Source organism: Flavobacterium psychrotrophum (genome assembly GCF_003403075.1).
Classification (GTDB): Bacteria; Bacteroidota; Bacteroidia; order Flavobacteriales; family Flavobacteriaceae; genus Flavobacterium; species Flavobacterium psychrotrophum.
In genome coordinates, this window is record NZ_CP031557.1 from 1,340,748 (window position 1) to 1,361,668 (window position 20,921).

General features: G+C 37.4%; 20 protein-coding genes. 6 read left to right on the forward strand and 14 right to left on the reverse strand.

The features are described from left to right. Positions 1-26: 26 nt before the first annotated feature. From DYH63_RS05815 to DYH63_RS05825, 3 genes are all read right to left on the reverse strand, one after another. Positions 27-404, reverse strand: a complete 378-nt coding sequence (locus DYH63_RS05815; RefSeq protein ID WP_240409066.1) for a hypothetical protein — start codon at positions 402-404, stop codon at positions 27-29. Positions 405-697: 293 nt separating this feature from the next. Further along, positions 698-1,186, reverse strand: coding sequence for a hypothetical protein (locus DYH63_RS05820; RefSeq protein WP_116787918.1), 489 nt, complete (start codon positions 1,184-1,186; stop codon positions 698-700). Continuing rightward, complete coding sequence (locus DYH63_RS05825) at positions 1,174-1,611, reverse strand: DUF3990 domain-containing protein (RefSeq protein ID WP_116787919.1); 438 nt, start codon at positions 1,609-1,611, stop codon at positions 1,174-1,176. Before DYH63_RS05825 ends, DYH63_RS05820 begins: the two co-directional genes overlap by 13 nt. Positions 1,612-2,018: 407 nt before the next feature. Between DYH63_RS05825 and DYH63_RS05830 the strand changes: the two genes are divergently transcribed. The 3 genes from DYH63_RS05830 (at position 2,019) to DYH63_RS05840 (ending at position 4,774) form a co-directional block, all read left to right on the forward strand. Then, the gene (locus DYH63_RS05830) at positions 2,019-2,885 is read left to right on the forward strand and encodes a helix-turn-helix domain-containing protein (RefSeq protein ID WP_116787920.1); all 867 of its coding nucleotides are present in this window, start codon (positions 2,019-2,021) and stop codon (positions 2,883-2,885) included. Between the two features lie 131 nt (positions 2,886-3,016). Then, positions 3,017-4,150, forward strand: a complete 1,134-nt coding sequence (locus tag DYH63_RS05835) for an aldo/keto reductase (protein WP_240409067.1) — start codon at positions 3,017-3,019, stop codon at positions 4,148-4,150. 30 nt (positions 4,151-4,180) lie between these two features. Next, on the forward strand, positions 4,181-4,774 hold the full coding sequence (locus DYH63_RS05840) for an NAD(P)H-dependent oxidoreductase (RefSeq protein WP_116787921.1): 594 nt from the start codon (positions 4,181-4,183) through the stop codon (positions 4,772-4,774). Between the two features lie 869 nt (positions 4,775-5,643). Here the strand turns inward: DYH63_RS05840 and DYH63_RS05845 are convergent. From DYH63_RS05845 to DYH63_RS05890, 10 genes are all read right to left on the reverse strand, one after another. After that, positions 5,644-6,411 carry a phosphatase PAP2 family protein gene (locus tag DYH63_RS05845; protein ID WP_439952033.1) on the reverse strand — a complete coding sequence of 256 codons (768 nt, stop codon included), beginning with the start codon at positions 6,409-6,411 and terminating at the stop codon, positions 5,644-5,646. Between the two features lie 113 nt (positions 6,412-6,524). Then, positions 6,525-7,418: a diacylglycerol/lipid kinase family protein gene (locus DYH63_RS05850; RefSeq protein WP_116787922.1), complete on the reverse strand. Its 894-nt coding sequence runs from the start codon at positions 7,416-7,418 to the stop codon at positions 6,525-6,527. Further along, positions 7,418-9,322 carry an LTA synthase family protein gene (locus DYH63_RS05855; protein ID WP_369692823.1) on the reverse strand — a complete coding sequence of 635 codons (1,905 nt, stop codon included), beginning with the start codon at positions 9,320-9,322 and terminating at the stop codon, positions 7,418-7,420. Before DYH63_RS05855 ends, DYH63_RS05850 begins: the two co-directional genes overlap by 1 nt. A 123-nt stretch (positions 9,323-9,445) precedes the next feature. After that, entirely contained in the window at positions 9,446-11,878 is a 2,433-nt protein-coding gene (locus tag DYH63_RS05860) for a TonB-dependent receptor (protein ID WP_240409068.1), read from the reverse strand. A gap of 61 nt (positions 11,879-11,939) precedes the next feature. Then, positions 11,940-13,232, reverse strand: coding sequence for a sensor histidine kinase (locus tag DYH63_RS05865; protein ID WP_240409069.1), 1,293 nt, complete (start codon positions 13,230-13,232; stop codon positions 11,940-11,942). Further along, positions 13,201-13,878, reverse strand: a complete 678-nt coding sequence (locus DYH63_RS05870; RefSeq protein WP_116787924.1) for a response regulator transcription factor — start codon at positions 13,876-13,878, stop codon at positions 13,201-13,203. Before DYH63_RS05870 ends, DYH63_RS05865 begins: the two co-directional genes overlap by 32 nt. 239 nt (positions 13,879-14,117) lie before the next feature. After that, the gene (locus DYH63_RS05875) at positions 14,118-15,308 is read right to left on the reverse strand and encodes a pyridoxal phosphate-dependent aminotransferase (protein WP_116787925.1); all 1,191 of its coding nucleotides are present in this window, start codon (positions 15,306-15,308) and stop codon (positions 14,118-14,120) included. A gap of 153 nt (positions 15,309-15,461) precedes the next feature. Further along, a complete protein-coding gene (locus DYH63_RS05880; protein ID WP_116787926.1) occupies positions 15,462-16,298 on the reverse strand; it encodes an OmpA family protein in 837 nt (278 codons plus the stop codon). An 80-nt stretch (positions 16,299-16,378) separates the two neighbouring features. Then, positions 16,379-17,368 (reverse strand): glycosyltransferase family 2 protein, encoded by a 990-nt coding sequence (locus tag DYH63_RS05885; RefSeq protein ID WP_116787927.1) that lies wholly within the window; start codon positions 17,366-17,368, stop codon positions 16,379-16,381. Next, positions 17,365-17,820, reverse strand: a complete 456-nt coding sequence (locus tag DYH63_RS05890) for a type I restriction enzyme HsdR N-terminal domain-containing protein (RefSeq protein WP_116787928.1) — start codon at positions 17,818-17,820, stop codon at positions 17,365-17,367. Before DYH63_RS05890 ends, DYH63_RS05885 begins: the two co-directional genes overlap by 4 nt. Before the next feature lie 46 nt (positions 17,821-17,866). Here DYH63_RS05890 and holA point away from each other — a divergent pair, with 46 nt between their 5' ends. The 3 genes from holA to DYH63_RS05905 all read left to right on the forward strand — a co-directional run bounded on the left by holA (position 17,867) and on the right by DYH63_RS05905 (position 19,807). Further along, positions 17,867-18,871: a DNA polymerase III subunit delta gene (gene holA, locus DYH63_RS05895; protein ID WP_116787929.1), complete on the forward strand. Its 1,005-nt coding sequence runs from the start codon at positions 17,867-17,869 to the stop codon at positions 18,869-18,871. A gap of 121 nt (positions 18,872-18,992) precedes the next feature. Continuing rightward, on the forward strand, positions 18,993-19,412 hold the full coding sequence (locus DYH63_RS05900) for an NUDIX domain-containing protein (protein ID WP_116787930.1): 420 nt from the start codon (positions 18,993-18,995) through the stop codon (positions 19,410-19,412). Further along, positions 19,409-19,807 (forward strand): acyl-CoA thioesterase, encoded by a 399-nt coding sequence (locus DYH63_RS05905; protein ID WP_116787931.1) that lies wholly within the window; start codon positions 19,409-19,411, stop codon positions 19,805-19,807. The genes DYH63_RS05900 and DYH63_RS05905 overlap by 4 nt, the downstream gene beginning before the upstream one ends. Before the next feature lie 175 nt (positions 19,808-19,982). Here DYH63_RS05905 and DYH63_RS05910 read toward each other — a convergent pair whose 3' ends face one another. Next, entirely contained in the window at positions 19,983-20,915 is a 933-nt protein-coding gene (locus DYH63_RS05910; RefSeq protein ID WP_116787932.1) for a transglutaminase-like domain-containing protein, read from the reverse strand. Between the last annotated feature and the right edge of the window lie 6 nt (positions 20,916-20,921).

A 20,921-nucleotide genomic window follows, 5' to 3' on the forward strand; every position in this document is an offset into this window, starting at 1 on the left:
GTATCGATCAAAACCGGTAAAAAGAATTATGCGATAGGTGGCCTGAACAATGCCCCTAAGTGTGGGTTGTGGCGAAGATTATTCTTGTAATTAATTATGATATGCGAAGCAGTAGGTACAATACGCACATTTGAGGTATATATACGGTTAGGTATAAATACAAGATGCGACACGTGGTGGTCTATATTTTTAAACGGAAGCTGCCTGTCACGTTCATCATCGGTATCATTAATGTCTTTTCCCCAGTAGTGCATGGCAAGAAAATCAGTAAACGAAATATCGGCATTTCTATCCTGATGTTCTACATAATGTTCAATAAGTACGGGTACCTTAAACAACTGCTCAAACAGACAGTTATTAAAGTTAAGTACAAGGACAAGTATGTAGATACATATTTTTCGCACAATGCAAAGGTATCAAGTTGAAGCAATAACAGCAAATTATTTTCAATGGCATCAAAGTAAAAACTAAAATGTGGAAAGAATTGGGAGTAGAAGAAAAAAACAACGCCATTGTCTTCCAATGGCACTGTTTGTCTTTTGTGGAGTGTCAGGGATTACAGTCGAACACCTATTCCCAATTTTGACGTTTTTTGAATCTGTAATATAATGATTTAACGTAAGCGAAAAGTTAGGTGAAAACTGTTTAAAATTTTAAAAAAAACTGTCCCATTTAACCGAATATTTATTGTAAGAAGTTATTTCCAGTCTACAAAAAGAACTTTATGTTGTAAAAATAATTTATCTAATTGTTTCCAATTTGGTTCCAATAAAATTAGATTTTTGTTCATTAAATCCTCGTGGATATCTCCAGTATACCTTCTATTTATATCTAATTCAAGAAAGCCTTTTTTTAAATCAAAATTTGCTCTTGACAAGAAGAATTCTACATTGACACTCAAAATTGTGGCTGTGAATTTTGGAAAAGTTTCAGGTTGACTCCAATTAGTATTGAAATTCTTATTTTCAAATCTCAAGCTAATGATTTCTATTTTGTTGTCAATTATTATTTTTGTCGTAATACCATCTCTAAAGTTTTTGGAAAAATCACCTAATGTTTTAATTTGGTTTGCTTGGAACTTTTCTATTGGTATACAAAATATTACATTTTGTGGTGCGTTATCGTTAGCCTCTTGGATGCTAATAAGCCCTATAGGATTTTCTTTGGAACTTGTTAAGATACGCATGGATATATTATTTTATTTGATGAATTCAATTCATCTTCAGCTTTTTTACTCTCAAATTTAAATTGATTGCCGGTATGCTCAACTGTAGCAAATGGGGCAACGACATAGTCGATATCTTCAAATTTAAATTTTTTGGTTTTTTTAGCTAATTTTAATGTCTCCCAATGCGTTACAACTTCATGCTGAGTTTTAATCAGAAGGCCTTTTAATTGAACGAAATTAGCTTTTGGAATTTCGAATTCAATAACAACACCTTGATCTTCATATCTAGATCTTGCCCAAATTGCGGCAAGTGCTATTGATGAACCGGTATAAAACCCCTTGCCTAGCTCCCCTTTACCTAAAGTCAAATCGACATTTGAAGGGGGACCAACGATACTTTCTGCAAATTCTGATGATGTTCCGTGATAACTTATATTGTCCATAGTTAATTATATCTGCTACTACATAAAGCTTATATAATTATTTGTAGATATATAATTCGTTACGTAATTAAGCATAAAGTTTTTACAATACTACACAAAAAAAGAATACTGTGATTAATGTATTTTATAAATCTAAGCGCATCAAGAATATGTTAACTAAAAAAGCGACATTGTCTTCCAATGTCGCTTTTGTCTTTCTGTGGGCTGTCAGGGATCACAGTCGAACACCTTGTTCCAATTTTGACGTTTTTTAGTGACTTAAAATAGAATCAAATATCTGTAAATAGTTAATCAATTTAAAGGTATTGTTTTAAACCATAATGATCTGTCTCCTGATTGATTTGATTGTCTTGAGAAGTCACATCCTTTAGAATTGAAAACGCTAAAACAATTTGTAACTTCGTAAAATGAAAACTTTTAGCGACTTTAAATCTTACAACAATTATTTGGGGTTACCCGAACCTTTAGACAGTAATATAGATGTTGGATATTATAATCCATCGGTTATGTTGCTAAAGTCAGATGCAGTAATGGTTGATTTTTACAGGATCTCGTTTAAAATAAATTTTCAAAGTAAACAGTCTGCTAATCCCAACCCAATAACAGCAGTATTTTTCAACAGCCCTAATATAGTGTTGGTTGATGGCTGGGATGTAGAACCTACCTATACAGGAATGTACTTACAGCTCTCAAAAAAAATAATTGAAGAAAACCGTTTCCTTTTTAAGACCTATCTTGACTATGGGCAGCATGAGGCACTTTATCTTAAAGAGGATGAAGTTCAGGAAATCAGTTCGGTGTTTCAGTTAATGATGAAATATTATGAAAGCGGCACACATAATTTCAATGTGCTTATATCTTATGTAAATGTTCTGGTATCGCTGGTAGAAGCATATTACAAAAGGCAGTTTTCAACCGACCCAAAACAATATAATCGTATTGTATCAGACTTTCAGCAAAGTTTACTTGAGTATTATCAAAAACCGGTAACACAGCTTCCTTCTGTACAGTATTTTGCCGATAAATTAGGACTGACTCCTAACTATTTAGGAGATATCATTAAACACTTTACGCAAAAATCGCCTTTAGAGAATATTCATGAGTTTGTAATAAAAAAAGCAAAAGAATTGCTGGAACAAGACTGCATGATGAATAATGCTGAAATCGCTTATGAATTGGGATTTGAATACCCTAATTACTTCTCAAAATTCTTTAAAAAGCAGGTAGGACTCAGTCCTAAAGAGTATAGGGCTAAGCTTACTCCAAAACTTTAAGGTTTGTTAGTGCGACGCCCATAAAAGGCGTTTTATCATACCAGTAATTTGTTTCTTTTTTACCTGTAATCTGTCTCCGGGCTTTCATTTTCATCTGTTTAATTTTGAATAATCATTTAAACAGTAGTAAAATGGCAATTAACACGCAAAATGACAGTGGTAATTCAAGGCGGAAATTCATCCAGCAAACTACTCTTGCCGGGGTTGGGTTATTGCTTGCGCCTAACCTTATGTCAGCCGCTGCCCATCATTCAGACAACAAGCCAAAAAGCAGTAAAAAAGAAAATACTATGAATACACGAAAATTAGGAACATTAGAAGTCTCCGCATTAGGCGCCGGATGCATGAGTATCAGTGCTAATTATGGAGCAGCAGCAGATAAACAGCAGGGAATTGCAACGATTCGCACCGCTTTTGAGAAAGGCATCACATTTTTTGACACTGCAGAAGTATATGGCCCTTATACCAATGAGCAGCTTGTAGGCGAAGCACTCTTGCCAATCAGGAATAAGGTGGCTATTGCTACAAAATTTGGCTTCAATATAGAGAAGGGCGGACTGAACAGTAAGCCGGAACATATAAAAAAAGTAGTAGAAGAGTCGCTAAAGCGACTAAAAACAGATCGTATAGACCTGCTTTACCAGCACCGCGTAGACCCTAACGTACCTATTGAAGATGTTGCAGGAACTGTAAAAGATTTAATACACCAGGGGAAGGTTTTACATTTCGGGTTATCCGAGGCTAATGTAAATACCATTAGAAAAGCCCATGCGGTACAGCCTGTTTCGGCCATACAAACAGAATATTCGTTTATGGAGCGCAGTGTTGAGAAAAATGGTGTATTAGCTGTTTGCGAAGAATTAGGTATTGGCTTTGTACCGTGGGGTCCGGTAGGTATGGGCTATCTGACAGGCAAGCTGAATGCACAAACAACTTTTGACCAAAAGCTTGATCTGCGAACTACTTTTGATCGTTTTAGTGCTAAAAATTTGGCGGACAATATGACCATAGTAAACCTGCTAAACAATTTTGCATCAAAAAGAAATGCAACTGCTTCTCAAATTGCCCTTGCCTGGCTCATGGCGCAAAAACCATTCATAGTGTCAATCCCCGGTACGCGCAATATTCCGCATCTCACAGAAAATCTGGAAGCCACAGCTATTTCGCTAACACAATCTGATTTACAAGAACTTGAAGCTGAATTTTTAAAAATAAAAGTTTCCGGCGGAAGGATGAACGCAATGCAAATGGCACTTTGCGAATAAAATGACATATTCAATTATAGCATTAAACTGATGAAAAAGGTTTTACTTATCAATACACACTTAACATATCCAAACTGGTCTGAAGGAAGCCTCAATAACGCTTTTATTCAGGCAGCTAAAGACTACTTTAAAAGTAAAAACTATGAAATTTTAGAAACAAAAGTAGAGAGTGGCTATGATGCCATTGAAGAGGTTGAAAAACACCTGCTGGCTGATGTAATTATTTTGCAAACACCTGTAAACTGGTTTGGAGCACCATGGATTTATAAGAAATATGTAGATGAGGTTTTTAACTGTGGGCTGCAAACCCAAAAGTTTCTTACAGGCGATGGACGAACTAAGGAAGACAGTACCAGACAATATGGTACGGGTGGAAAACTCCATGGGAAAAAGTTTATGGTATGCGCTACCTGGAATGCCCCGGCACAAAGCTTTGATAATCCTTTGCAGGAACTGATGCACGGTAAAGGTACAGCTGATTTATTCCTGAATATAACCAGTAACTACCGTTTTTGTGGAGTAGAAATTTTGCAGGGCTATAACTCCTTCGACATTTTTAAAGACGGTGATATTATCATCGATTTAAAGAATTATCCAAAACATTTAGATCTCTTTTTTAGATAAAGAAATGTATCTTAAATATGTGCTTTGACACTATTCTGAAGGATTAAAAAACAAGGCCATTGGAATCCAATGGCCTTGTTTGTCTTTGTGTGGGCTGTCAAGGGTTCGAACACTTTATTTTTTTACTAATTTTGGGAACTTTTAAGTTTAAAATAGCTAAAATAATTTGTCAAGCGTTCTAAATCTTCCTTCAAAAAGTTCGACATTTGTTCAGGCAACGCTATAAACCGAGCAAATCGAAAATATCTTCGTTTTGTCCTTTTTTTAATCACGTAAATTTATTTAACAAAACGAGATTGTATGCTACTTTTGTTTCACGATAATCATCTGCATCAATACTTGATTAAACACTTTCGCAGATTTTAAATTGACCATATATATTGGTTTACAAGTAATACTGTCGTCATTAAATTGGGGGATAGGGGCAAAGTAATTAGTTTACCAATCTTATAAAGTAATAATAAGTTAAGCTTATTTTGTACCTTATTTGTACCATTGAATCGTAAGTTATTAATATTTAAGACCTGTTAGTTTTGAAGAAGTTAAATAAGCAGTACTAAATAGTATTGTATATTGAGAATAGAGAAGAGGTTGCCCTTTAGGGCAACCTCTTTTTGCTTTAAAAAAGGTTGTACTGTTTATGAATATAAATCAGTCTTAATTTCGATATATATTATGGTTGTTATAAATAGATAGTGCTTAAATAACACTGTGTTTATAGTTTGCAGATTTACAGAGCTTTAGATTTATTGACTCCTTGTCTATAAGTATGTTAATCTTTTTTAGATTCTCTAATATACTATTGTATACTAATAATTTGTATTACAATCTAAACAGGCTTTTAAAAAATATTTTTGACTGTCAGAGGGTCAAAAAATCCTCATAAAAGTTATACTCACAGTCTTCCCGTCATAACTTGGCATAAGTGCTGATGTGGCCGACTTCTCGTGCTTTTTTCCAAATAAGTTTTTTGTGATGAACGGATTGATCCAATAGGCAATCTTTGTGCTTAAAATGCCAATGCCCGCACCTGCAGCAACATCTGTAAGCCAGTGCTTATTATTGTAGATTCTGAACAAGCCAGTGCCTGTTGCTACTGCATAGCCAGCTATGCCATACCATATAGACTGATCTTTGTATTCTTGCCAAAGAAATTCTGCGCCCGCAAAGGCTGTAGCCGTATGGCCCGAAGGGAAAGAGTTGTTTGAACTACCATCCGGACGCTCAATTTTTGTGATAGATTTTCCGGCAAAAGTAGTAGCTCCCATAATTGCGTAGGAGGTTAATAATATTACAGACCTATCTCTAAAATTATGTTTTCCCTGCACACCAAATGCATTTAGGGCATATACGGTGGCAGCAGGTGCCCATTGGCTAAAATCGTCAATTGTAATTTTGTGGTCAATGTCTTCTTGTACCTCGTCGCGAATTTGTGTATTGAAACTTTTAAGCTGGTCGCTTTCAATACCAATGATACCATATCCAATAAGTGCCGAAGGTATAATTAGCTGTTTGTAGTTAAACTTCATAGAATGAGTGGTGTCCCTAATAATAGAGTCAGTACTCGTTACCTGCTGGCTAAAAACAGTAACGGCTACAAGGCTCATAGCCATACATAGAAAAACAGATCTTTTCATTTTTTTAAAACAATTAGGATTAGCGTAGTTCTATGTATAGCGGTGTTTTTTTAGCAAATTTTAAATTGAAATTTGAATTAATTTTGAAGATAGTAACACGTTTCTCTCTATTTTTAAATTTTTTTGCTTTTTACTATTACAGGTAATGCTTGTGGCAGTAATGAAATTTCAAAAATATTTGCTCTTGTACTGTGATGTTCACCGTCTAATTGAATATCTGTAAATATTTTTTCAGGTAATTCAATTACCAGCTTTTCTGCTACAAATCTTTGTGCCTTTTTAAACCTCATAATTTTTTTGCACAATACCAGATAGCCGAGCATAATTTTATTGAATACAGAAATTTCAGGTATCAGTACAATATCCAGCAGCCCATCGTTAAGTTTAGCATTTGGCGTAAGGCTCATTTTGTATCCCATTTCATTAGAGTTTGATATAAAAAGCATAAATGGTTTGCTCTTAATTTTTTCGTTACCTATAGTTAATATAGCTGTTGTAGCCTTATACTTTATATTAGCTGAAAGCGAAGAAATTATGTAAGCTAAGAGTGTTCTTTTACCACGTTTTTGATAATGGCTTATTATTGCTGCATCTATGCCTACACCGGCATTGCTAAAAAAATATTGTTTATTAAGTATGCCTACGTCAATTAGTGTTGCTGTACCGGCTCTTAAAATTTTTAATGCCTTTTCTATATTTTGTGGGATACCCAGGTTCGAAGCCAGTCCGTTACCTGAACCTAACGGTATAATGCCCAATTTTTTACCGGTTCCTATCAGGGCCGATGCCACTTCATTTATGGTGCCGTCGCCGCCACAGGCTACAACTACGTCGGCATTTAAAATAACAGCTTCGCGACTCAGCTCTTCAGCATGGTTCTTGTATTTTGTAAAATGCGTTTCTATCATATACTGACCACAAGCAAAAAAGCTATTGATGTAATCAGTGGTAAGCCCGTGTGTACCTTTGCCGGATATAGGGTTGATTATAAAATAAATAAAGATCATTACTTAAGCATTTTGTTGGTAAAAAGATAATCAGCTGTTTGGTACCATGATATTGCTTCTTCAAGAAAATGCTGTTCCATAGGTAAAGGCGCCAGGTTGTTATCCTGTTTATTCCACGAGTAAAATGCCTGCTTTTTTTGGTCAGATAATATCATAACCCTGTTATCTTTCATCAAGGTCAATTTTCGATATGTTCCCATCAGCGCTCGTTCTTCAAACCTGTTAGCTATTACATCTCTGCCAAAAAAATCAGAATCATAGCTCCAGTGCATCAGCCCGAATAAAGTAGGAAACAAGTCAATCTGCGAGCATAGCTTTTTAATTTTTATATTATTTTGCTTCGGAAGGTTTACAATAAAGGCAGGGATATGGTAGTTAGCCACATCAATGTCATCTTTACCGGCACTGCTGGCACAGTGATCTGCAATGATTACAAACACGGTACTGTTATACCATGGTTTTGTTTTAGCCGTTTCAAAAAGCTTACGCAGGGCAAAATCTGTGTATTTAACAGCGCCCTGGCGCCCTGTGCCCGAAGGGATATCGATTTTTCCTGACGGATAGGTGTAGGGCCTGTGGTTGGAGGTGGTCATTACAAAGTTGAAGAAAGGCTTTTTTGAAGCATATTGTTTGTCTGCTACATCGAGCATCTTATTAAAAATATCCTCATCGCATATTCCCCAGGCGTTTTCAAAAGTTACTTCATTATCCTCTATATTGTTGCGTTTAGCTTTTATGTTATCACTCAGTACACTGCCTCTGCCACGATCATAAATAGTAAATCCGTTACCGCCAAAATAAGCGTTCATGTTATCAAAATAACCATCTCCACCATAAAAGAAATTACTGTTATAGCCCCGCTTTTTAAACACGCTGTTTACAGTATAAAGGTTATCGTTTTCAGGCCTTTTTACAATGCTTTGTCCCGGGGTAGGCGGTATGCAAAGTGTTACTGCTTCCATGCCCCTTACCGTTCTGGTACCTGTGGCATAAAGATTTTCAAAAAAGACGCTTTTTTGTGCCAGGCTGTCAAGAAAAGGGCTAATACCTTCAGTGTTTCCAAATTCCTTCATAAAGCTGCCACTAAGGCTTTCTACCAGGATAAAGACTACATTTTTATTTTCTGTAGATGCGCTACTGTCTGTAACTGTTCTGTGTATGGCATAGCCGTTAGATGTATATTCAGAATTTTTATCACTTAATTTTTGCCTTATGATATTAAATGCCTTTTTATCTTTAATAGATGAATAAAATTCATCATAATCCATTCTGTTATTTCTGAATGCAGCAAAAAACGAATAGATGCCGGATTTTGAAATCTCAGAATTATAACGGTTAGTACTCCATTCGGCCTGACTATTTGTTATGAATAATGAAAAGATAAGAGTAGTTATTGATAGGCTAAGTAGCACTGCAGCCCTGTGTTTAAAAGATGCTTTTGTACCAAAGGTAAGGCCAAATGCGCCTTTTTTATAAAATAGAAGCAATACACATACTGTAATAAACAGCACTCCGCCAATGAGCAGCGGCAACGGATAAGATTCATTTATGTTTGCTACAACTTCGTGGGTATAAATAAGGTAATCTACTGCTATAAAATTAAAACGTGTCCTGAATTCCTCCCAAAATGTAATTTCAGCAAAAAATGTAAAGACCAGTATAAAAATAGTCAGGCTCGTAAAAAACCAGACCAGAATTTTGTCTGCCCAGGTTCCTATCCACTTATTGGGCATTAGCGAATAATAAATGGCGGCAGGCAAGCTTATACAAGCTATGGTACCTAAATCGAAGAACAGGCCGGTTAGCAATGTTTGTAATACGTTGACAGGGCCCCAGGAAACCTCGTCGTATTGCCAGATGAAGAAGCCTAATCTTAACAGTAGCGAAATTGCTAAAAACCACAACGTAAAATATATTAGAACAGAAAATCTGCCGAAAGGCTGCAACTTATTAAGCATAGTATTACAATTTTATGCTGCAAGTTTCAGATCCAATTTTGAATAAAATTAGAATTTCTAATCTTTGACCTAGAATTTGTAATTATATCCAAACCGTATTACCTGTGTTTCATAATAATCTTTACTAATAAAATTAAAACCATTACCTCTTACTTCTTTGCGTATAACAAGGGTATTAAACAAGTCGGTTGCATTTAAGAACAGTTCTCCTTTGCCTTGCTGGATTATTTTTTTAAGGCCAATATCTGTTGAAAAACGGCCTAATGTTTTTCCCTGCGGAATAATATCAGGAGCCAGGTAAGCGGCCATGAGCTGCGCTGTAAGCGTGGCCGAAAAGTTAAAGGTGTTGTTCAGCTTTACATTGCCCGATGTTAATTGCTGTTTTTCAGAAGAATAAACTGTTGACTCAGGATACAGTATATTAACCGTAAAAGCATCTATGGTATTGCGGTAGAGGGTAGCATTAAGGTTGTATGAATACCAGGAAACGGGCTTGTGATTAAAAAGCGCCTCTATTCCCATCATATTGCTTTTTCCGGCATTTTGAAAAACATTATAAATCAAGTTGCTGCCCGGTGTACTGGTGGCAATTCTTGTTATGGTGCCATCAACCTGTTTGTAGTAAGCCGAGGCAAAAAAATATCCTTTACTAATATCTGCTTTATAGCCCAGTTCTGCAGTATTGGTAAACTGGGGGCGTAGGCTGGGATTTCCAACTTTTATAATTTCGGCATCATCATATTTGGGAAATATCCTTATGTCTACTTCATTTGGCCTGTCTACCCTGCGGTTGTAAAATAATGATAACTTTTGGTTTTGGTTAAGTTTATAGGCAAAACGCAGCGAAGGAAAAGGCTCAAGATAATGGTAGCCATCTGTACGATAAACCGGATGGTTTGGGTCAACCTCATATTCAAGGTCAAGATATTCTACACGTAAGCCTGCCTCAGCTTCAATGCGGTTGTTTTCATATACATAGTTGCTATAAATTGCAGGTATAGATTCTTCGTAGGCTGCCTTGCCGCCCGCATTTGCATCTATAACAGAATTTTCTCCGGGATAGAAACGCATATTGGCAGGGATGAGCCTGTTGCGAAATCTAAATCCGGCCTCCAGCTTTCCGGATACCAAGGGTCTGCTATAGTCTATGTTCATATCCAGCACGCTTTCGTCTGATAATAATTTAAAGGCATCCCGGTCTGTAGAAGAGGGCAGGGTGTTATCAAAAAAATATTTTTCGTTTTCTCTGTGAAAGGTATAATTTACGCTGGTATTAAGCACGTGCCCAGGCTCTTTAAACTGGTGGCGGTAGCTGCCGGATATCATTACAGTGGTTTTTAGCTCATCTTCCAGGAACTGCCACAGGCGCAGTCGTTGAGAATAATCGGCATTAAAAAAGGGCTCGTCACCGTTATCAATAATCTTTTCACTACCATATAATGCTGAAAAAGCTAATGTATTATTATCATTATAATTCCAGTCTATGCCCGTCTTAATATTTGTAAAGTGTGTATTGCGGTTACGTTTGGTCTGCTGGTTAACAATCGTTCCGTCATCATAGGTACGGGTTACAAATTCATTTTTATTCAGGGTCTCAGTGTAAAGGTAATCAGCCTGAAAATAAATGTTTACTTTCTCTTTACGGTAATTAAGCGACATTGACGGATTTATTTTTGGGGTGAGCTGATACTGTGGCCGAATTGAAGGCAGGTTAGCTTTACGTTTCCATAACGCCCCATAGCCGGAAGACAACCCAACTTTACCATTAAATCCTTCATCCTTATTTTTCTTAAGGATAATATTTATAATACCCGCATTGCCATTAGCATCATATTTAGATGAGGGATTATTGATAATCTCAATTTTTTCTATGGCCGATGCGGGTAGGTTGTCCAGCCCGGACTGGCTGTTAAACCCGGTAATTGCAGTTTGCTTACCATCAATTAATACTGTTACCTTATCATTGCCACGTAGCTGTACTTTACCGTCTTGTGTGGTAACTCCCGGCAGGTTTTGCATTGCCTGCAGTACTGAGCCGCCACTTTGCGTAATATTGTCGCTAATGGCATAGCTTTTCTTATCCATATGGCTGTTTACTTCATTTTGCCGTGCCGTAATTATTACCTCACTGAGTTCCTGATTATCAGCAGTAAGCAGGAATACCCCAGTATTTAAAAAATCAGATAGCGAACCTACATATAATTCTTTACTAAAATTACTGTACCCTATCGAGCTTATATCAAGCGTGTAGTTTCCGGGCGTAACCCCGGGTAGTATAAAATTTCCTTCTTCGTCTGTTATTACAGAAATAACGGCCGTATTATTCTTAGATTGTTTTAAAATGATGTTTGCATAGCCCACAGGCAGTAGCGATACTGTTTCCTTTACCGATCCCGATATGGTTACTTGTTTTGACTGACCATATCCTAATACAGAGAAACAAAAAACTATAAAGGGTAATATCTCCTTTTTTTTTATTGATAGATGTTTGCTGTAATGCACTGCCCTTAATTTTAAAGTTATAGGGCGAAATTAGAAACTGAATTAGGAGGAAATCTGAATTTTAAAAGGTTATGGTAAAAGAATGGCTGCTCCCTGAAAAATGATAGGTGATGCTCCAGCCGTTAAGCTCTGTTATTTTTTTTACTATTGCGAGCCCCAGGCCATTGCCCTGTGCAGAAGGGTCAGATTTTGAAAATCGGTTAAAAAGTTTTTCATGATTCAGCGCCCTGGCAGTTCCGGTATTGGTAAACCGTATTGCATCTGGCAATATAACAATTTCGATACTGCCATTTTGTATGTTGTGCCTTATTGCATTAAGAAACAGGTTGTTTAACAGCACCTCAAACAATATTGGGTTTGCAAAAATAACACTGTTTTTATCTAACACCGTTTTAATGGTAACGTGCTTTGCTTTTGCCTGCTGTTCAAAAAAGTCAAGGTGCCTCTCAACATATTCTGCCACTTTTACCTGTAGTTTTTCAAAATAGCTGTCGTTATCTATTTTAGAGAGCATTAGCAGGTTTTTATTAAGCCTGTTTAGCCTCGATACATCTTTATTGAGGGCACTAACTATTTCAGACTGTTCTCTCGTTAATGCTTCAGACTGCGATAGTGTATCTATCCTTGCCTGAAAAAGCGCAAGTGGAGTCTGGAGTTCGTGTGCAGCATTCTCTACAAATTCCCTTTGGCTTTTATAAATGGCTGTATTCTTTTCTATAAGACGCTCAAGGCTTCTGTTAAGCCTGTCAAATTCGTCAATATCAGTAATGGCAAAATTTGGAGGCCTGTTTTTGTCTATCTCAAAGTTGCGTATTTGGTCGAGTGTATTGTAAAAAGGCTTCCATATTTTTGCGGCAGAAGCTTTAGAAATGTAAATAATACCTGCCAAAAGGATTATGATGATGCAAATAAACATGACTGCTATGCTCAGAACCATGCCTTCCATCTCAACCAGGTTACTTTTTTCTACATACGTAAACTGTTTTCCGTTGATGCTTACCGGTGCATAAAGCAGGCGAAAAGGCTCTTTTTCTTTAGCAATAGAGTCGTATATCGTTTTGCCAATAATAGAGTCTTGCTTAATGCCCATATCTGGCACAATCTCTACATCCCGGTTATATTTGTTCCAGTAGGCAATATCTTTCTCTGTAAAATTTTTACTGCTCTCCTTTACAAATGCCCCTTTATGAAACAACAGTACTTCATCTGTTTCATAAATATATAGCCATTGACAAATGAAGTAAAAGACCGGTGCAGCAGCCAAAAGTATGACTACCGCATAAACCATAAAGCTGTTTGTTGTTTTATTTAGGAGCTTCTTTTTATTCATCCTGCCATTTATAACCCAGTCCATATATGGTTTTTATATAATCGCCGCTTCCTGCCTGGTGTAGTTTTTTTTTAAGGTTTTTTATATGTGCGTAAACAAAGTCGTGGTTGTCCAGCATATCGGCCATATCTCCAGAAAGGTGTTCTGCTATAGCACCCTTTGATAGTACTTTGTTATTATTGCCTATGAGGTAAAGTAACAGGTCAATTTCCTTTTTAGTTATGTCAAGTTTTACGCCACTAACGCTTACATTTTTACTTAGGAGGTCAATCTCTATCTCATTAAATGTTATAATATTATGGCCGTTAAATTTTTTTCGCCTTATAAGTGCCTGTATTCTTACAAGCAACTCTGAAAGGTGGAAGGGTTTGGTAAGGTAATCGTCTGCACCAAGATTAAATCCTTCAAGCCTGGTTTCTAAGGTTTCTTTTGCTGATATTATTATAACTCCCTCTGTTTTGTTAAGCTGTTTAAGTTCTTTTAGTATTTCAAATCCGTCGCCATCGGGTAGCATCAGGTCCAGCAGGATACACTCATATTCGTAAACGCTAATTTTATATAAGGCCTCAGTAACATCAAAAGCTGTTTCGCACTGTATTCCGTTAGATGACAGATAACCTTTTATGGCAGATGAAATTTCGGACTCGTCTTCTATTACTAAAATTTTCATACTGCAAGTTAAAAAAAGGATTTTGAATAAATTCTGAATTGCGGCCGAAAGCATAATTCTAAAATTTTCGTATGATATTTATTGTACAATCAAGTGCTTATACCATTTATGAACCTAGCGCGTTGTTTAACAAAGCAACCGGCTTTTTAAAGCATAGACAATAATAAAATCTAGTATTTAAAAAGCCGGCTCAATACTAAATTGAGCCGGCTTCTGCTATAGTCCTTCGTGTTAAATATTTACTTGTTGTAAACCTCAATAGCATCTTTTAATATCGCTACAGATCGTACAAGGTCTTCTTTTTTCAATACGTATGCAATGCGTATTTCATCAAGGCCAACGCCTGGTGTAGAGTAAAAACCTGCTGCCGGTGCAACCATTACGGTTTCGCCATTGTTGTCATAGCTTTCCAGCAACCACTGTGCAAAATCGTCAGCACTTTTTACAGGCAGCTTTGCAATACAGTAAAATGCACCCTTAGGAACAGATACCTTTACACCATCAATTTTGTTTAGCTCTGCAATAAGCGTATCACGACGCTCTCTGTATTCAGCTATAACTTCATCAAAATAACTCTGCGGAGTGTCCAGCGCTGCTTCGCTCGCTATTTGCTCAAATGTAGGCGGGCTAAGGCGTGCTTGTGCAAATTTCATAGCCGTAGCCATTAATTGCTTGTTTTTAGAAACAATGCAGCCTATGCGTGCGCCACACATACTGTATCGCTTAGAAACAGAATCAATCATTACAGCATTTTCTTCAATGCCTTTTATATTCATAACCGAATAATGCTTGTCGCCGTCATAGGTAAACTCACGGTAAACCTCGTCAGCAATCAGGAACAGGTCGTGTTTTTTAACGAGTTCGGCAAGCTGGTTTATCTCATCTTCTGTGTAAAGGTAACCTGTAGGGTTACCAGGGTTACATATAAGTATGGCCTTAGTTTTTTCTGTGATAAGTTTTTCAAAATCAGCAATAGGAGGTAAGGCAAAGCCTTCGTCTATAGTAGATATAACAGGTACTACCGTAACACCAGATGCTACCGAGAAGCCATTGTAATTAGCATAAAAAGGCTCAGGAATAATAATTTCATCACCGGCATCAAGCGTACTGCCCAGTGCAAACAAAAGTGCTTCGCTGCCACCCGTGGTTATAATGATGTTTTCTGTATGTACATCCACACCGCTTTTTTGGTAGGAAGCCGCCAGTTTAGTCCTGTAGCTCTCAAAACCTGCCGAGTGGCTGTACTCAAGTATTTGTATATTGTTGTTCTTAATAGCTTCAAGTGCTACTTCGGGTGTTTTAATATCAGGCTGGCCTATATTAAGGTGGTATACTTTATGGCCTTTTTTCTTAGCAATTTCGGCGTAAGGAACCAGTTTCCTTATCGGAGATTCAGGCATTTGAAGCCCTTTTTGCGATACTTTCGGCATTGTTTCGTTTTATTTGTTTGAACCGCAAAGTTGCAATTTTTTTGCAGAATTATCAGAATCCGTGTTCTTAAATTTTATATGTGTAGAAAAGGTATTTGTTATAAACAAAAAGAGCCGCCTTTATGGCAGCTCTCTTAGTATTGTTACAGGTTATTATTTACCCTGTTGGTTTTTCATTTCTTTTTCGATCATGTCGTAAAACTGGTCGATTTTAGGTAGTACAAGTATTCTTGTCCTCCTGTTACGGGCACGTCCGTCTGCAGTAGTATTTTCAGCAAGAGGAATGAACTCTCCACGTCCTGAAGCTACAAGGCGCTTAGGGTCGATACCAAAATCATTTTGAAGTATCCTTACGATAGATGTAGCACGTTTAACAGAAAGGTCCCAGTTGTCTACAAGCACTGCATTTTTGATAGGCACATTATCTGTGTGGCCTTCTACCATACATTCAAAATCCGGTTTGTCCTGAACAATTTTAGCTACTTTACCTAAAACTTCTTTAGCTTTATCGGTTACATTATAGCTACCGCTTTTAAACAATAGTTTATCTGCAATAGAGATGTATACCACACCTTTTTCTACACTTACATCAATATCCGGGTCATTAACACCCACCGCACGTTTAATGCTTGTTACAAGCGCAAGTGTTACACTGTCTTTACGTGTAAGGGCATCTTGCAGCCTGTTTATTTTAAGGTCTTTTTCCCTAAGGCTTTCAAGAGACTTTTCAAGGTTCTCAGCACCCTTAGATGTCAGGGTTGTCATGTTAGACGTGGTATTGATCAGGTCAGAATTATTCTTCTTAAGATAATCAACTTGTCCTGTAAGCTGGTCTTTTTCTGCAAGGCAGGTATTAAGCTTAACGGTTGCAGTATTAAGCAAATCCTGGATTTCCTTGTTCTTTGCTTCCAGCTCGGCGATCTTCTTTTTAGAACCGCAAGACGTAAGCGTAAGCGCTACTAATGAAAGTGTTAGGATGGCTCTTTTCATAAATACTAGGTTTAAATTTTTAACAAAATTACTATTAATCTCTAAAATACTAACGAATATAGATATAAACTATTGTTAAATTAGAAATCAAACACCTTGCCGTTTTTCAGAAAATACTTAATAATTATACTCTTAGTCTTGTAGTAATTTTTGTACTGTTTTGATTTTCTTTTGTTTAAGAAGTGAAAAAATCTTAAATAAAAGTTAAAATGAGCTTTTAGTACTGCCCATAAATGTGCGGGCTGTCCTTGTAGTAAAAATCGTATACCTGCCATGCCGTCAAAACTCAGGCGGATAAAAAGAGTTGGGAATAATTGACCCGCCGGAACATTTTTTATCATCATCCATAGGGAGTTCCTAAAATTGAGGAATGTTTTGTGCGGATTACCAGCCTGTAGCGTAGCGCCCCCAACATGATACACCGTTGAATTGTAACAATAACGTGCTTTATAATTGGCATTAAAGGCTCTCCAGCAAAGATCGATCTCTTCCTGATGGGCAAAAAAGTCTTCGTCAAAACCTTCAAGTTCTCTGAATACGCTTTTCCTTATAAACAGGCATGCACCCGAAGCCCAGAATATTTCGGCGTTGTCATTATACTGTCCGTTGTCCGTTTCAAGGGTTTCAAAAATGCGCCCCCTGCAAAACGGAAAACCATATTTATCTAAAAAGCCACCGGCAGCACCGGCATATTCAAACAGGGCCTTATTTTTATAATCAAGTATCTTAGGCTGTATGATTGCTGTTTCGGCATCAGCTTCAAAAAGTTCTAAAACGGGTTCCAGCCAGCCATCGGTAACTTCTACATCGCTGTTGAGCAATACATAAATATCTTCTTCAACATCTTTTAAAGCAATGTTGTACCCTTTGGCATAACCGTAATTGCCATTGTTTTTTATGATTTTTACATCAGGATATTGTTGTTGTATAAAAGCAACCGAATCATCTGTACTTGCGTTATCTGCCACATAAAGTACTGCGCCGTCAGAATATTTTGTAACAGATGGCAAAAACTTTTCGAGCAATGCTTTACCGTTCCAGTTGAGTATTACAATGGCTATGCTATTCATATTGTTGCGGGTATATATGCGGGTATGTCTTTAAGAAAAATGTACTTTTCGGCTTCGCGGTCCATCTGGCAAAAGTAATGATTAAGCCCGTTTGTTACCATAAGGTGGGTAGCATTTAATGTCATGTTATAACGGGCTATCTGGTCAAAAGTGCTTTGCGATATTGGCACCGCCGGCGCTTTACATTCTACAATAAGGTAGATACTGCCATCGGGCCTGAATACTACTATGTCATAACGTTTGTTCATGCCGTTTACTTTTACAATCTTTTCAACGTTAACGTGCCCTTTCGGGAAGTTTTTGTCTTCCAGCAGGTAGCGCACCACATGCTGTCGTACCCATTCTTCGGGTGTAAGGATGATAAACTTTTTACGGATTTCATCAAAAATGGCTACCTTATTTTCACTATTTTTGAATCGGAAAGTATACTCCGGAAAGTTGAGCTTTTGCATGGTGCAAAGGTAGTATTTTTCAAAATATATTAATAAGCATAACAGGGTGGACGAGGTTACTAAAATTGTAAATGATATAAAGCAGGGCAACATTAAGCCCATTTATTTTTTAATGGGTGAGGAGCCTTATTATATTGACAGACTTACAGAATATATAGAAAACAACATACTTACCGAAGAAGAGAAGGGTTTTAACCAAATGGTACTTTATGGTAAAGATGTTACGGTAGAAGATGTAATAAGCAATGCCAAGCGCTACCCCATGATGGCAGACCGCCAGGTGGTTATTGTAAAAGAGGCTCAGGAGCTTGCCCGTACCATAGATAAGTTTGAAAGCTATGCCGAAAACCCGCAACCTACCACGGTTTTAGTTATTGCTTATAAATATAAAACACTGGATAAGCGTAAAAAGGTTACCAAGCTTATGGATAAGCACGGACTGGTTTTTGAAAGCAAAAAGCTTTATGAAAACCAGGTGGGCGACTGGATTAAGCGTGTATTATCTGGTAAAGGATATGGCATAGAGCCAAAAGCCGCTGCAATGCTTGTGGAGTTTTTAGGAACCGACCTGAGCAAGATTAATAACGAACTCGAAAAGCTGGCCATTATTTTACCCCAGGGCAGCATGATAACACCACACCATATAGAGGAGAACATAGGCATTAGTAAAGATTACAATGTGTTTGAGTTGCGTAAAGCCATTGGCGAAAGAGACCAGCTTAAAGCCTATAAGATAGCAGCCTATTTTGCCCAAAACCCTAAAGATAATCCGTTGGTAATGACTGTGGGGCTCGTATTTGGGTTCTTTACGCAGTTGTTGCAATACCACGGACTTAAGGACAAGAATCCGTCTAACGCGGCCAAGATGCTTAAGGTTAACCCTTATTTTTTAAAGGATTATGATATTGCCCTGCGCAATTATCCTATGCGAAAAGTAAGCGGTATTGTGGCAACCCTGCGCGATATTGACGTAAAAAGTAAAGGAGTAGGGGCAGCGGCACTATCTAACGATGATTTGCTGAAAGAAATGCTGGTAAAGATTTTTAATTGATTTTTTATAAGCCACGAATTACACTAATTTGCACTAATTTTAAGAGGGTAACTCATCTTAATTTTATCAATTTTATTGGAATTTGTGAAATTAGCGTAATTAGTGGCAAAAAATATATTTAATGAGAACATCAAAAATATTTGTTACTACTGATGCTGTTATCTTTAAAAAGATAGATGGTATAAATCATATACTTTTTATAAAACGTAAAAACGACCCTGGTAAAGGCAAATGGGCACTACCGGGTGGTTTTGTAGACGAGGGTGAAGACCTGCCCGATGCAGCTGCGCGTGAGTTGCAGGAAGAAACTGGGTTGGTAGTAAAAGACTTACAGCAGTTAGGTGCTTTTGGTAAACCGGGGCGCGACCCACGCCAACACACAGTGTCTGTTGTTTATGTAGGTTTTGCAGATGATAACGCCGAAGCAGTAGGTGCAGATGACGCTGAGGAAGCGCAATGGTTTTCGGTAAAATACTTGCCGAATCTGGCATTTGACCACACAGATATCGTAACTTTGGCATTGGAAAAATACAAGTTATGAGATTTCATACCAGAAAATGGGTTAAACCCGAAGACCTAAACCCTAATGCAACTTTATTTGGCGGTAAGCTCCTTGCATGGATAGATGAGGAAGCCGCTTTATATGCTATTATACAACTCGAAAACCAGCGTGTCGTAACAAAACACATGAGTGAGATCAACTTTATGGCTTCTGCAAAGCAGGGAGACATTGTAGAGATTGGTATAGATGTGGTAAAGTTTGGTAAAACATCTTTGGTGCTGCGCTCTGAAGTACGTAATAAAATGACCCAGGAAAAAATTATCACTGTAGATAATATTACTATGGTAGCGCTGGATAGTTTTGGCCGTCCATCTGCGCATGGCAAAACCCAGATAGAATATGTAGATGAACGATTAGGTAAAGCAAAACTATAGCATTTTACTATATTGAAAGGAGAGGTAAATACTCTAAATAATTTTGATTGCTTGTAAATACCAATTAGCACGTGTTTTGTCATTCTGAACGAAGCGAAAGCGTAGTGAAGAATCTCAAAATTAACAATTTAAATCTCTATTGGCCAAGTTGTAACAAATAGAGTCCGTTTCTGTTTCAATTAAAGGTAAGTGCACCCAGTATTTCTTCGCTCATAAACGGTCCACCGGGGTAGGTGGCAGTATAATCAAGGTTAAGCCATATCTGGCCATATTCATCTTCATGATAATGTACTTCGCGGCCCCGGCTTTCGTCAGGAAACAAGTGGTCTTTAATTAAAAAGTTGGCTATTTCAAGTTCAGCTTTAGTTCCTACAAGCATTTCAGGATACAAATGCCCACCGGTATGTATAATGCGCGGTGTACCACCAATGGCGCGAATACAGGCAGCCATAAGTATGGCATGATCATCACAATCGCCTGCAAAGTGCAGTAAAGACTCATCTGCACTGGCAATATATTCGGCATTACGAGGGTCGTTTACATACGTCCACCGGTTACGAATGTCTTTAAACACAGAGAAGCACTGTATCATACGGCGCTGTTTCTGGAAACCTTTTACATTCTTGAAATATTTTGTCGCAGCACCTACCGAATAATTTCTTACGTTACGATTATTGTAATCTACCGCATCAATAATTTTAGATTTGTTAGGGAAAGGCAGTAATTTAGAAATAATAACATCTTGTGGGTTAGGGTCGTAAGCCATTGTATAGACCATAGCCTGATAATCTTCATATACCGAAGCAAAGCCATAATTACCAAAAGCCGATCCGTATAGTAAGGCTAATATATATAGCGCAATACACACTAACAGCACTTTTTTCATGTAATGCAGCACAAGTTGTATGCCTGCCACCATGGTAATAAAAATCAGTACACGGTCTATGTGTAGCGGCCATTCGGGGTCTACAAGATTTTGGTGCAATATGATAAACAGCGGTACCGAAATAAGAATGTTCAGTAAAAAAATGATAATAGAATCCCAGGGCTTCTTTACCTGAAGCTTTTCTCGTAGTGTTTTTAATTCGGTACGGGTGGGAAGTTTCATTACCTA

Coding starts and splice junctions, on each gene's coding strand:
- DYH63_RS05820 (WP_116787918.1), bottom strand. CDS start 1,186: ATGCGTATCTTAACAAGTTCCAAAGAAAATCCTATAGGGCTTATTAGC.
- DYH63_RS05825 (WP_116787919.1), bottom strand. CDS start 1,611: ATGGACAATATAAGTTATCACGGAACATCATCAGAATTTGCAGAAAGT.
- DYH63_RS05830 (WP_116787920.1), top strand. CDS start 2,019: ATGAAAACTTTTAGCGACTTTAAATCTTACAACAATTATTTGGGGTTA.
- DYH63_RS05835 (WP_240409067.1), top strand. CDS start 3,017: ATGGCAATTAACACGCAAAATGACAGTGGTAATTCAAGGCGGAAATTC.
- DYH63_RS05840 (WP_116787921.1), top strand. CDS start 4,181: ATGAAAAAGGTTTTACTTATCAATACACACTTAACATATCCAAACTGG.
- DYH63_RS05845 (WP_439952033.1), bottom strand. CDS start 6,411: ATGAAAAGATCTGTTTTTCTATGTATGGCTATGAGCCTTGTAGCCGTT.
- DYH63_RS05850 (WP_116787922.1), bottom strand. CDS start 7,418: ATGATCTTTATTTATTTTATAATCAACCCTATATCCGGCAAAGGTACA.
- DYH63_RS05865 (WP_240409069.1), bottom strand. CDS start 13,232: ATGGACTGGGTTATAAATGGCAGGATGAATAAAAAGAAGCTCCTAAAT.
- DYH63_RS05870 (WP_116787924.1), bottom strand. CDS start 13,878: ATGAAAATTTTAGTAATAGAAGACGAGTCCGAAATTTCATCTGCCATA.
- DYH63_RS05875 (WP_116787925.1), bottom strand. CDS start 15,308: ATGCCGAAAGTATCGCAAAAAGGGCTTCAAATGCCTGAATCTCCGATA.
- DYH63_RS05880 (WP_116787926.1), bottom strand. CDS start 16,298: ATGAAAAGAGCCATCCTAACACTTTCATTAGTAGCGCTTACGCTTACG.
- DYH63_RS05885 (WP_116787927.1), bottom strand. CDS start 17,368: ATGAATAGCATAGCCATTGTAATACTCAACTGGAACGGTAAAGCATTG.
- DYH63_RS05890 (WP_116787928.1), bottom strand. CDS start 17,820: ATGCAAAAGCTCAACTTTCCGGAGTATACTTTCCGATTCAAAAATAGT.
- DYH63_RS05900 (WP_116787930.1), top strand. CDS start 18,993: ATGAGAACATCAAAAATATTTGTTACTACTGATGCTGTTATCTTTAAA.
- DYH63_RS05905 (WP_116787931.1), top strand. CDS start 19,409: ATGAGATTTCATACCAGAAAATGGGTTAAACCCGAAGACCTAAACCCT.
- DYH63_RS05910 (WP_116787932.1), bottom strand. CDS start 20,915: ATGAAACTTCCCACCCGTACCGAATTAAAAACACTACGAGAAAAGCTT.